Annotated in this window: 14 protein-coding genes; 3 read left to right on the top strand and 11 right to left on the bottom strand. The window is 68.8% G+C overall.

What is annotated here, in order from left to right; genetic code table 11:
* Positions 1 to 31: 31 nt before the first annotated feature.
* Complete coding sequence (locus ASF53_RS05710) at positions 32 to 829, top strand: YdcF family protein (RefSeq protein WP_056195244.1); 798 nt, start codon at positions 32 to 34, stop codon at positions 827 to 829.
* 7 nt (positions 830 to 836) lie between these two features.
* Here the strand turns inward: ASF53_RS05710 and ASF53_RS05705 are convergent, their stop codons facing one another.
* The 7 genes from ASF53_RS05705 to ASF53_RS05675 all read right to left on the bottom strand — a co-directional run bounded on the left by ASF53_RS05705 (position 837) and on the right by ASF53_RS05675 (position 6,651).
* Positions 837 to 1,100, bottom strand: a complete 264-nt coding sequence (locus ASF53_RS05705) for a DUF3253 domain-containing protein (protein ID WP_082482386.1) — start codon at positions 1,098 to 1,100, stop codon at positions 837 to 839.
* Entirely contained in the window at positions 1,090 to 1,803 is a 714-nt protein-coding gene (locus tag ASF53_RS05700; protein ID WP_056195239.1) for a DUF599 domain-containing protein, read from the bottom strand. The genes ASF53_RS05705 and ASF53_RS05700 overlap by 11 nt, the downstream gene beginning before the upstream one ends.
* Before the next feature lie 101 nt (positions 1,804 to 1,904).
* Complete coding sequence (locus tag ASF53_RS05695; RefSeq protein ID WP_056195236.1) at positions 1,905 to 2,189, bottom strand: acylphosphatase; 285 nt, start codon at positions 2,187 to 2,189, stop codon at positions 1,905 to 1,907.
* A 251-nt stretch (positions 2,190 to 2,440) separates the two neighbouring features.
* A complete protein-coding gene (locus tag ASF53_RS05690; RefSeq protein ID WP_056195232.1) occupies positions 2,441 to 2,872 on the bottom strand; it encodes a gamma-glutamylcyclotransferase family protein in 432 nt (143 codons plus the stop codon).
* 278 nt (positions 2,873 to 3,150) lie between these two features.
* Positions 3,151 to 5,154 carry an acetyl-CoA carboxylase biotin carboxylase subunit gene (locus ASF53_RS05685; protein ID WP_056195230.1) on the bottom strand — a complete coding sequence of 668 codons (2,004 nt, stop codon included), beginning with the start codon at positions 5,152 to 5,154 and terminating at the stop codon, positions 3,151 to 3,153.
* Positions 5,155 to 5,381: 227 nt separating this feature from the next.
* Entirely contained in the window at positions 5,382 to 5,840 is a 459-nt protein-coding gene (locus ASF53_RS05680) for a hypothetical protein (RefSeq protein WP_056195567.1), read from the bottom strand.
* A 172-nt stretch (positions 5,841 to 6,012) separates the two neighbouring features.
* Positions 6,013 to 6,651: a L,D-transpeptidase gene (locus ASF53_RS05675; protein ID WP_056195225.1), complete on the bottom strand. Its 639-nt coding sequence runs from the start codon at positions 6,649 to 6,651 to the stop codon at positions 6,013 to 6,015.
* 300 nt (positions 6,652 to 6,951) lie between these two features.
* On the opposite strand from ASF53_RS05675, the gene ASF53_RS05670 reads away from it, so the two are divergent.
* Positions 6,952 to 7,881, top strand: coding sequence for a histone deacetylase family protein (locus tag ASF53_RS05670; RefSeq protein WP_056195564.1), 930 nt, complete (start codon positions 6,952 to 6,954; stop codon positions 7,879 to 7,881).
* Between the two features lie 22 nt (positions 7,882 to 7,903).
* Here the strand turns inward: ASF53_RS05670 and ASF53_RS05665 are convergent, their stop codons facing one another.
* The 3 genes from ASF53_RS05665 to aroC form a co-directional block, all read right to left on the bottom strand.
* Positions 7,904 to 8,137, bottom strand: a complete 234-nt coding sequence (locus ASF53_RS05665) for a hypothetical protein (protein WP_056195222.1) — start codon at positions 8,135 to 8,137, stop codon at positions 7,904 to 7,906.
* A gap of 109 nt (positions 8,138 to 8,246) precedes the next feature.
* The gene (ribB, locus tag ASF53_RS05660) at positions 8,247 to 9,326 is read right to left on the bottom strand and encodes a 3,4-dihydroxy-2-butanone-4-phosphate synthase (protein WP_056195219.1); all 1,080 of its coding nucleotides are present in this window, start codon (positions 9,324 to 9,326) and stop codon (positions 8,247 to 8,249) included.
* A 197-nt stretch (positions 9,327 to 9,523) separates the two neighbouring features.
* Positions 9,524 to 10,624, bottom strand: coding sequence for a chorismate synthase (gene aroC, locus ASF53_RS05655; protein WP_056195216.1), 1,101 nt, complete (start codon positions 10,622 to 10,624; stop codon positions 9,524 to 9,526).
* Positions 10,625 to 10,755: 131 nt separating this feature from the next.
* Between aroC and ASF53_RS05650 the strand changes: the two genes are divergently transcribed.
* Positions 10,756 to 11,046: an addiction module antidote protein gene (locus ASF53_RS05650; RefSeq protein ID WP_056195213.1), complete on the top strand. Its 291-nt coding sequence runs from the start codon at positions 10,756 to 10,758 to the stop codon at positions 11,044 to 11,046.
* Here ASF53_RS05650 and ASF53_RS05645 read toward each other — a convergent pair.
* Positions 11,018 to 11,656, bottom strand: coding sequence for a DUF3578 domain-containing protein (locus ASF53_RS05645; protein ID WP_056195210.1), 639 nt, complete (start codon positions 11,654 to 11,656; stop codon positions 11,018 to 11,020). The genes ASF53_RS05650 and ASF53_RS05645 overlap by 29 nt on opposite strands.
* Positions 11,657 to 11,664 lie beyond the last annotated feature (8 nt).

The raw sequence follows: 11,664 nt of genomic DNA, 5'->3' as shown, positions 1-11,664 counted from the left end.
GCCTGTGTCGAACCCTGGACGAAAGAAGACGATGTTCTTCCCGCTCTCGAAGCTAATCTTCTTCGTCCTCACGCCGTCGAACTTCCTGATCCTGCTCGGGCTTCTCGGCTGCCTCCTGCTCTTCACCGAAGCCGGCCGCGGGATCGGGCGGGTTCTCACCGTTGCGGGATTTGCCGGGCTCCTCGTCGCCGGGCTCTCGCCGCTCTCGGCCTGGACGCTGGCGCCGCTGGAGAACCGGTTTCCGAGCTTCACCGATGACGGCACGCCGGTCACCGGCATCGTCGTGCTCGGGGGAACGGTCGAGGCTGATACCTCGATCGGCCGCGACCAGATCACCGTCAACGAGGCGGGCGAGCGGGCCATCGCCCTGGGCGACCTCGCCCGACGCTACCCGCAGGCGCGCCTCGTCTTCTCCGGGGGCGCCGGCAGCACCCGCGAGGACGCGGTCTCGGAGGCCGAGATCGTCAGCCGCTTCGCCGACACCCTCGGCGTGCCGCGCAACCGCCTGATCCTCGAGCAGCAATCGCGCAACACGCATGAGAACGCGGTGTTCTCCGCGCGGATGGTGCAGCCGAAGCCGGGCGAACGCTGGCTCCTCGTCACCTCCGCCTGGCACATGCCGCGCTCGATGGGCTGCTTCCGCAAGGCCGGCTTCGATGTCACCGCCTACCCGGTCGATTACCGCACCAACTGGCCGCGCGATGCGTACCGCCTCGCCAGCTTCGCTTCCACCGGTCTGGGGGAACTCGATATCGGCGTGAAGGAGTGGATCGGCATGATCGCCTACCGGCTCACCGGCTACACCGACGAGGTGATGCCGGCGCCGTAACTGGCCTTCAGACCCGCGGCAGGCTCAAGCGGTAGATCCCGCGAAAATCGTCCGGATCGTCCACCGGCTTGCCCTTGCGCATGATCTGAACCCGGCCTTCTTTCGTCAGCCGCACGGCGACGCGGCGAACCGGCTGCATCAAGGGGCTCCAGCCATCCGGATGCGGGCCGCCGAGCGCACGGGCGATCTCGGAGGGGCAGCAGGTCTTGTCCGCGCCCCGCTCGGTCACGAGCCGCAGCATCGTCTCTTCGATCGCGGCTTCATCGGCCATGGACATCATCCTCGTCGAGCAGGAAGGCGCGAATCCGGGTGGAGAACTGGCGCCGCCACATCACCCAGACCACGCTGGCGGTGGCGAGCATCAATACCGGTGCGCTCACGAACCAGCCGAGATAGGCCAGTGCGAACAGGAAGGCACGCTGGCCTTTCGCGAAATGCGAGCCCGCCGCCACGTTCATCGCCCCGGCCCGCTCGGCGGCGCGCAGCATCACGGCCTCGGAGGCGCCCGAGCCCTTGGGCGGCACCGCGCCGATCAGGATCGCGCCGTAGTTGAACAGCCGGTAGGCCCAGGCGAACTTGAAGAAGGCGTAGACGAACACGATCGCGAGCCCGGTGACCTTGATCTCCCAGGTCTGGCGGGTCGTCCCCGCGCCGAAGGGCAGCGCGGAGAACAGGTTCAGCACATCGTCGCCCGAGCGCGAGAGCGTCAGCACCGAGCCGAGCGCGATCAGCGAGGTCGAGGCGAAGAAGGCGGTGCCGTTCTGGAGCGAAGCGTTGATCGTCGTATCCACCACGCGGTTGTCGCGGGTGATCATCTGAACGGCCCATTTGTGCCGCTGCCGGTTCATGATCTGGCTGAGGCTCAGCCGGTCGCCCCGCCGCCGCTGCACGGCGAAGCTGTAGCCGGCCCAGGACGCCACGAAGAAGACGAGGGCCGCGAAGTCGAGCGGGGAAAAGGCGTGGAGGTCCCACATGGTCAGGGCGTCGTCATCGCGGTGTCGTCGTGCCGCTCCGGGCCGGAGTGCTGCACCGGCGGCTACAGGCCGGAGGCGCAGCGGGCAAGCCCTCGCCCTGTCTACGCGCGGATCTCGAAACCCGCGCCCGGAGCCGGCCCGGCCTCCTCGCTCACCTCGATGCCGTCGACGCGCGCCGCGAAGGGCCCGCGCCGGCACGCGGCGAGCAGCGTGTCGACCGCCTCCACGGGGCCGAAGAACAAGGCTTCGACGGTACGGTCGGGCAGGTTGCGGACCCAGCCGGTGACGCCATGCCGGTCCGCCTGCTTCTTGGTCCAGGCGCGGTAGGACACGCCCTGCACCCGGCCGCGGATCACGATGCGGATGGTCTTGCTGTCGGTGCTCACGATGGCGGGAACTCCCGGTTTCTTGCCGTCGCCGGAACCTCGCGTTTCCGGCTCGCGGGTGGCCTTAGCGGCGGAGGCCGGCGCGGACCCACTGCGGCGCGCGGCTGCCTACGGTCGGTCGGTGAGATACCACGCCCGCCAGATGAAGCGCACGCCGCCGACGAAGTTGCGGAAGCCGCACAGTGCAGAGCGGGCTGCCGAGGTAGCTTCGACCCAAACTCCGCAGTTCAGGTGCCAGGGATCGTCGCGCGTCAGGCCGGCGTGCGGCGCTGCCAGCCGCGGATTTCCTGGAGGTACGGGCCGGGGAGTTGGGCCGCCTGCCCCGCCGCGAGCACCGCTTCGAGATAGCCCGGCCGTGGCAGGCCGCCGGCTCCGCTGCGGCCGAGATAGATCAGGGCCCGCTTCGTGCCGCCCTCGGAGACGATCGGCTGATAGGCCTTCACGTAGAGGCCGCCCGCCACGCCCTCGTAGCGGTCGAGGGCCGGCACGTCGGAGAGCGCCAGCTCCCACAGCACGCCCCACACCGTGGCGCCCGGCGCGCGCACCACGGAGGCCCAGCCCTCGCGCATGATGATGAAGCGGTGCCGCGGCAAGCGCCCGCGCCCGATCAGTTGCGAAGCCGGGCAGCGCTGGGCCATGGCGGCGGCGTCCATGTTGGCGCCGTAGGCAAAGTAGAGCGGCATATTTTCGGGGTGATGGAGTGGCGCGCCCGCCCGCCGGCGGATGCGGTCGAAGACCGAGGTGATCCGCCCTCGATCCTTTGTCGTGCGTCGTCAGTTCGGACGTTCTGCGGAAGCGGTCATACCGATCGTAGCGCCCCGGACCGCTTCGGCTTCGCTCACCGGGACGGTACGGAAACCCATTCCGTCGTCGCGAGCGAAGCAATCCAGGGCGGTGTCTTACGCGGACAGGTCGCCCTGCCGGATCGCTTCGTCCAGGGATGGCCGGAGCGTTCTGCCGATCAGGCGAATTCCAGGATCACGGCATCCACCGCGAGGCTGTCGCCTTCCTTGGCGGCGATCTTGGAGATGGTGCCGTCGCGCTCGGCGCGCAGCACGTTCTCCATCTTCATCGCCTCGACGATGGCCAGCGGCTCGCCGTTCTTCACCTCCTGGCCCTCGCTGACCATGATCTGCTTGACCAGGCCGGGCATCGGGCAAAGGAGCTGCTTGCCGGAGCCGGCATTCTCCTTGACCGGCATCAGGTCGGCGAGTTCGGCCTCGCGGCGGGTGAAGACCCGCGCTTCCGCCGCCGCGCCCGCATGCTGCAGGAACACGCCGTTGAGGAGCGGGCGCACCTGGATCGCGACCGACTGATCGCCGACCGTCCCGCTCCAAACCGGCGCACCGGGGCGCCACTGGCTGCGCACCGGGGCCGTCGTACCGTCGTCGAAGGTGACGAGGAGGTCGTCGCCATCCGCATCGACGGTGACGTTGAAGCGCTGGCCGGAGAGCACCACCACGCGCTCGCGCTGGAAGGTCAGCAGGCTCGGGTCGCGCATCTGGCCGGAGATGCCGCGCTTGCGGACGTTGAGCTTGTGGTCGATCGCCGCCGCCACCGCCGCGAGCCGCAGGGCGACCGGCCCCTCGGGCTCGGGGGCGATGAAGCCTTCTGGGAACTCCTCCTTGATGAAGCCCGTCGAGAGCCGGCCGTCGCGCCAGCGGGGATGGGCCATCAGGGTGGCGAGGAAGGGGATGTTGTGGCGGATGCCCTCGATGGCGAAGGCGTCGAGCGCGGTCGCCTGCGCCTCGATCGCCTCCAGACGGGTCGGCGCCCAGGTGACGAGCTTGGCGATCATCGGATCGTAGTGGATCGCGATCTCGCCGCCCTCCTCCACGCCGGTATCGTTGCGCACGATCGCGCCGCCGAGCGGACCTTCTTCCGGCGGCTGGTAGGTGGTCAGCCGGCCGATCGAGGGCAGGAAGTTGCGGGTCGGATCCTCGGCATAGACGCGGCTCTCGACCGCCCAGCCGTCGAGCTTCACCTGACCTTGCGTCAGCGGCAGCGTCTCGCCGGCGGCCACCCGGATCATCAGCTCGACGAGGTCGAGCCCGGTGATCATCTCGGTGACCGGGTGCTCCACCTGAAGGCGGGTGTTCATTTCGAGGAAGTAGAACGACTTGTCCTGGCCCGCGACGAACTCGACGGTGCCGGCGGAGTCGTAATTCACGGCCTTGGCCAGCGCGACGGCCTGCTCGCCCATCTTGCGGCGGGTCTCTTCGTCGAGGAGCGGCGACGGCGCCTCCTCGATGACCTTCTGGTTACGGCGCTGGATCGAGCATTCGCGCTCGCCGAGATAGATCACGTTGCCGTGCTTGTCGCCGATCACCTGGATCTCGATGTGGCGCGGGTCGGTGATGAACTTTTCCACGAAGACGCGGTCGTCGCCGAAGGAGGACGAAGCCTCGGACTTGGCGCGGGCAAAGCCCTCGGCGACCTCGTCTGCCGATTCGGCGATGCGCATGCCCTTGCCGCCGCCGCCGGCCGAGGCCTTGATCATCACGGGATAGCCGATCTCGTCGGCAATCTTCACGGCGTGCTCAGGCGACTCGATCACGCCGAGGAAGCCCGGCACCGTCGAGACGTTGGCTGCGGCCGCGGCCTTCTTGGATTCGATCTTGTCGCCCATGGCGGCGATGGCGCCCGGATTCGGGCCGATGAAGACGATGCCGGCCTCGGCCAGCGCCTTCGGGAACGCCTCGCGCTCGGAGAGGAAGCCGTAGCCCGGATGGACCGCCTGGGCGCCGGTCTGCTTGCAGGCGTCGATGATCTTTTCGATCAGAAGGTAGGACTGCGCGGCGGGCGCCGGGCCGATATTCACGGCCTCGTCGGCTATCGCGACATGGACCGCATCACGGTCGGCGTCCGAATAGACCGCCACCGTCTTGATGCCCATCTTCCGGGCCGTCTTGATGATGCGGCAGGCGATTTCGCCCCGGTTGGCAATCAGGATCTTATCGAACATCGCAGCCGCTTCTTGAGGGTGACTGTCCCGACCTGCCCCTCCCGAAGGCAAGCCCGAACGCATCCCGATAAAGCACTTACGCGAGAGACGGAAGCTATGCGGCACTCCCCAAAAGGCCAGCTTCGGTGAAATCCGATTGAGGCGCCGTCAATTCGAATTTCGATGGGGCTCGGATGCTGGCCGCGGAGCGGATGCCCTCGGCGTATCTGGGCTCAAAACTGAATTCATCATGCAGCGCAGGGCATGCGACCGGTGCGGCAGGCGACGGCCTTGGCGGTTGCACTCTTGGCGGTCGCGCTCTTGGCCTTGAGGGCGAAGGCGATCAGCGTCTCGTCGCTGGTGTCGGCCTCGCGCACGATCTCCATGGCGATGCGGGCGCCGAGCGCGGTCGGGCCCTTGCGGCCGGCGATGGAGGCGGAGAGCCATGCGGACATCTCGCGGGTGATGATGCCGGTGGGGCGCTCGCCGTAGACGGCGAAGTTCACGACTTCCGCCGTGACGAAGGCGGCAAAGCCTTCGTGGGTGTCGGCGACGGCGCGGTCCAGCGCCAGCAGCAGGTCGGCCTCGTCGCGGCCCATGATGCCGTCGGGGAGGATGTCGCGGGCGAGTTCGCGAACGTCGTCCTGGTTCAGGCTGCCGGCGTCGACGATGCGGGTGCAGAACAGTTCAAGAGCAGTGTTGGTCATGGTCAGGTGCCTTTCGAGCTCGTTGTCGCCGGTGTTCGTCCGTGTCTGTGCTGACATTACGGACCGACAACGCTCGAAGAGGTTAATGGCCAAATCTGAACCCGTGTTCAGGTAAACGGCTGCTCACGATTGAGCCTTTCGAAAAGCTTGCTTTGGCAAAGTAAGACTCTCTTTAGCGAACCACGACCTTCGTCCCGACGGGCACGCGCTCGTAGAGGTCCATCACGTCCTCGTTCAGCATGCGGATGCAGCCCGAGGAGACCGCCTGCCCGATCGTCTCCGGCTCGTTGGTGCCGTGGATGCGGTAGAGCGTGTCCTTGCGATTCTGCGCGAGGTAGAGCGCGCGGGCGCCGATCGGGCTGAACGGGCCGCCCTCCAGGCGCGACGGCAGATCGGGGTGGCGGCCGATCATCTCGGGGGCCGGGTTCCAGTCCGGCCATTCGAGCTTGCGGTCGATCTCGGCCCGGCCGGTCCATTCGAGGCCCGCCCGCCCCACCGAGACGGGGTAGCGCATCGCCTTGCCGCCGGGCTGCACGAGGTAGAGCCGCCGCTCGGCCGTATCGACGACGAGGGTGCCGACGGGCTCGCGGGTCGCGAAATCGACGGTGGTGCGGGCCAGCGCCGGATCGAGCGGGGCTTTCGGCGCCAGCTTCATCCAGGCCGCATCCCGCTCCGGCCCCGGCGGCAGCGGCGGCACGGCGGGCAATTCACCGACGAGGGGGACGGGTTGAGCGACCTGCGCCGTCTGCGACTGGCAGGCCGCGAGCGGCACGAGGCCCACGAGAAGCGCGAGGGCGGGCAAAGGGCGCATGACGGGGGCCGGTCGTTCGAGAAAAGCCACCGCAGGTTGAAGGTCGGTTTGTGGCCAAGCTTGGACCGCGACACGGCCGGTTGTGGACGAGATCGATCCGCGCGCCTGTCCCGTTTTGCGCTGTTGCGCGCGGGCGACAAGATCGACAAGTTCGAGACGACAAGGGCGGTGGAAGGTCCGGCGCAAGATCGGGCGCACCGCATCGGCAACAACACGCTCGCCCCGCTTTCGCAGGGCGGCACGCGACGAGGCGGGGTGCCCGAACGGGCATCATCGCCTTGGGCACCGGGAGAAACGGCCCTGAGCACCCTGTACGTCACCCATCCGAGCGCGGTCGAACACGCGGTCCCGACCGGCCATCCCGAGCGGCCGGCCCGCATGCAGGCGGTCGAGCGCGCCCTCGAGGACGAGCGCTTCGCCGCCCTGGTGCGCTGCCATGCGCCGAAGGCCGAGGCGGCGATCGCCGAACTCGCCCACCCCGCATCCTACGTCGAGACCATCGTCGCGGCCTCGCCCGACGAGGGCTTCTTTCAGATCGACGGCGATACGCTGATGTCGCCGGGCACGCTCAACACCTGCCTGCACGCCATCGGCGGGTCGAACCATGCGGTCGATGCGGTGATGAAGGGGGAATGCGCCAACGCCTTCGTCGCCATGCGCCCGCCCGGCCACCATGCCGAGCGCGGTCGCGCCATGGGCTTCTGCCTGTTCAACCACGCGGCGATCGCCGTGCGCCACGCACAGAAGGCGTTCGGTGCCACGCGCGTCGCGCTGGTGGATTGGGATGTCCACCACGGCAACGGCTCGCAGGACATCTTCTGGGCCGACAAGACGGTGATGTATGCCTCGACGCACCAGATGCCGCTGTTTCCGGGATCGGGCGCCACGGGCGAGCGCGGCGACCACGACACCATCGTCAACGCGCCGCTCAAAGCCTTCGACGGCAGCGAATTGTTTCGCGAGGCCTTCGAGGCCCGCATCCTGCCGCGGCTCGACGCCTTCGCGCCCGACCTGATCGTGATCTCGGCGGGGTTCGACGCGCACAAGCTCGATCCCCTGGCCAACATCCAACTCGAAGAGGCGGATTTCGGCTGGGCGACGCGGCGGCTGATGGAGATCGCCGACCGCCATGCCGGCGGCCGCGTCGTGTCGATCCTGGAGGGCGGCTACAGTCTCGACGGGCTCGCCCGCTCGGTCGCCGCCCACATGGATGCGCTGATGGGGCGGTGACGGGCACCGCCGGCCGTTGCGCCTACCGGTGCGCGAGGATCAGCGTGATGAGCACGGCGGCGACGCTGAGGAACATCACGCTGCCGAGAATCGCCCCGGTCACGGCGTTGGCGGAGACGTAGGTTCCGGCGACGCGGCTCAGCGCCGGCACGACCCCGTGCCGGTCGGCGGCACGGCCGGGATGCCCGCAGGACGGGCAGGCGAACGCCTTCTCCGAGACGCGGTGATCGCAGGCCGGACAGGGGACGAGGACCATGCACGCTCCTTTTCCGAAACCGACGGCCGCGTGTCGCTGACGAAGCCGCCTCGAAAAGGAACTGGGAACGGCCGCGCTTGCCCGCAAGGGGCCGCGCGGCTGCCAGTCTTTAGCCCTCCAGCGGCTCTTCGCTGACCAGCTCGATGCCGAAGCCCGACAGGCCGACATAGGAGCGCGACGACGAGGACAGGTTGCGGATCGAGACAACGCCGAGGTCGCGCAGGATTTGCGCGCCGAGCCCCACCTCGCGCCACTGGCGCACGCGCTGCGCCTCGGCGCCCTCTTCCTCGGCGTAGCGGTTGAGCGGCACGCCCGCGGTGCCGTCGCGCAGATAAACGAGGATGCCGCGGCCCTCCTTGGCGAAGCGGCGCATCACCGAGTCGATCTGCGCCCCGCCCTCGATCACGTCGGCGACGACGTTGGAGCGGTGCAGGCGCACCGGCATGTTGCGGCCGTCGCCGATGGCACCGTGGACGAAGGCGAATTGCTGGATCGGCTCGAACGGGGTGACGTAGGCATAGCCGGTCATCGCCCCGAACTCGGACTTCACCGGGAAGGTGCCGACGCGCTCGACCAGCCGGTCGCGGGCTTGGCGGTAGGCGATGAGATCAGCCACCGAGACCCGCTTGAGGCTGTGCTGCTCGGAAAACGTGTCGATCTGCGGCCCCTTCATCACGGTGCCGTCGTCGTTGGCGAGTTCGCAGATCACGCCGACCGGCGGCAGACCCGCGAGCTTGCACAGATCGACCGCGGCTTCCGTATGCCCGGAGCGCATCAGCACGCCGCCATCGCGAGCGATGAGCGGGAAGACGTGGCCCGGCCGCACGAAATCGCCCGCGCCCATATTGCCGTTGGCGAGCGCGCGGACGGTGTTGCAGCGCTGCTCGGCCGAGATGCCGGTGGTGAGCCCGTGGCGCACATCCACCGTGACGGTGAAGGCGGTGCCGAGCGGCGCGTCGTTCGAGGCCACCATCGGGTCGAGATGGAGGCGGCGCGCTTCGTCGAGGGTGATCGGCGCGCAGACGATGCCGCAGGTGTTGCGGATGATGAATGCCATCTTCTCCGGCGTGCAGAGCGAGGCGGCGACGACGAGGTCGCCCTCGTTCTCGCGGTCGTCGTCGTCGGTGACGACCACGATCTCGCCGCGGGCGAAGGCTTCGATGGCCTCGGTGACGCTGCAATGGGGCACGGCTTCGTCTCGTTCAGCGGTTTGAAAACAGTCGTTACACCAATCGGCGATCCCTCATCCACCGCCTCACCCTGAGGTGCCGAAGCGACGGCGCAGGCCTCGAAGGGGTCTCCGGGCATCGCGCGGGATCTGAAGCCTTCGTCGAGGCCGCTTCGCGGCACCTCAGGATGAGGGGATCGATGGGAGATCGTGCGTTCTCACGGGCGCTCGCCATTCTGCCCGCGATGGCGAAGATAATGGTCCGCCAGCACGCAGGCCATCATCGCCTCGGCGACGGGGACGGCGCGGATGCCGACGCAGGGGTCGTGGCGGCCCTTGGTGATGAGATCGATCTCAGCCCCGTCGCGGTTCACGCTCTGGCGCGGCGTCAGGATCGAGGAGGTCGGCTTCACGGCAAACCGGACAACCACCGGCTCGCCCGACGAGATGCCGCCCAGGATGCCGCCGGCATGGTTGGCGAGAAAGCGCGGGCGGCCGTCATTGCCGGCGCGCATCTCGTCGGCATTGTCCTCGCCGCGCAAAGCGGCCGCCGCGAAGCCGTCGCCGATCTCGACGCCCTTGACCGCGTTGATCGACATCATCGCCGCGGCCAGATCCGCGTCGAGCTTGCCGTAGATCGGCGCGCCGAGGCCGGGCGGCACGCCCTCGGCCACCACCTCGATCACCGCGCCGACCGAGGAGCCGTCCTTTCGGATCGCGTCGAGATAGGTCTCGTAGAGCGCGGCCGCCTTCGCATCGGGGCAGAAGAACGGGTTTTGGCCGACCTGCTCCCAGTCCCAGTTCGCGCGGTCGATCGCGTGCGGCCCCATCTGCACCAGGGCGGCGCGGATGGTGATGCCGGGGATGACCTTGCGCGCCACCGCGCCGGCCGCAACCCGCGCGGCGGTCTCGCGGGCGGAGGAGCGTCCGCCGCCGCGATAATCGCGGATGCCGTACTTGGCGTCGTAGGTGAAATCGGCATGGCCGGGGCGGTAGCTGTCGCGGATCTCGGAATAGTCTTTCGAGCGCTGATCGGTGTTCTCGATCATCAGCGCGATCGGCGTGCCGGTGGTGAGCTGGCGCCCGCCGGTGCGGTCGTCGCTGAACACGCCGGACAGGATCTTCACCTGATCGGGCTCGCGCCGCTGCGTGGTGAAGCGCGACTGGCCGGGTTTGCGCCGGTCGAGCTCCGCCTGGATCTCCTCGGCTTCGAGCGCGAGGCCGGGCGGACACCCATCTACCACGCAGCCGAGCGCCACCCCGTGGCTCTCGCCGAAGGTGGTGACGCGGAACAGGTGGCCGAAGGTGTTGTGCGACATGGCGCGCGTGCCTTAGCGCGGGATGCGAGGCGGCACAAACTCCGCGCGATCTTCGATCCACCGCGTGCGCTCGGGTTTGGCGCGACCGAGGAGCCTGTCGCTGGAATGTCGTCTGTGGGCTACGCTGCCGCATGACAGAGGTGAGCCCATACGATTCGGCGGAGTTCCTCGATAGCGACGAGGCCGTCGCCGCATATCTCGCCGCGGCCGTCGAAGAGGGCGACGCCGCGCTGTTTCGCCGGGCGCTCGGTGTCGCGGCGCGCGCCCGCGGTATGACCCAGATCGCTCGCGAGACAGGGTTATCGCGGGAAAGCCTCTACCGGGCGCTGTCGGATGACGGCAATCCGAGCCTCGACACGGCGCTACGTGTCCTGAACGCCTTGAACGTCCGCCTCACGGCCTCTGCGGCTCCACCCCACTGACGCCCGAGTGCGGGGCTGGAAGATCGAGCCCGCCCCGCGTCTTCAGCGCCCGGTAGGCGGCGAGGCCGGTGGCGAGGTCGGCGTGCAGCCGCCGCTCGTCGCCGAGGTCGGCGAGAGTGTAGGTTAGCCCGAGGATATGGGCGGCCTCGTAGCCCTCGGGCAGCTCACCCGCGCTGCCGAGGGTGATCGCCGGGACCGGCAGAACATCCGAGAAATCTGAGAGCCGTTCCCGAAGCCGGGCCCCGCTGGCGCGCAGGTGCTCGCCCGAGTGCCGCCCGTGCTCGCGGATCGCCGCGACGGTCCCCTGCGCTAGGGAGAGATGCACTGCCTCCCAGTGCGCCGGGAACAGGTAGACGAGGTAGTAGCCGCGGGTGGCGCTCGTCGTCACGGCGGGGTCGAACACCGCGAGCCACGGCACCGCGGCCCAATGGCTGCCGCGGCCGGGGCTGCCCTTGACCAGGAACGGCCCGCCGAGGGGGGCCAGGACCCGGCGCAGCTCGTCCGGCGCGCCGTTTCGGATCACATGCGCGAGCGGATGCCCGGCCGGCGGGTCGGTGCGCGCGAGCGGATATTCCTCGACGATGCGGCGCAGGGCGTGGCCAAGGCTCAACGGACGAG

It is taken from the genome of Methylobacterium sp. Leaf123 (assembly GCF_001423405.1).
Taxonomy (GTDB): Bacteria; Pseudomonadota; Alphaproteobacteria; order Rhizobiales; family Beijerinckiaceae; genus Methylobacterium.
The sequence above is the reverse complement of the archived record's forward strand: the minus strand, read 5'-3'. Positions and strand labels throughout refer to the sequence as shown.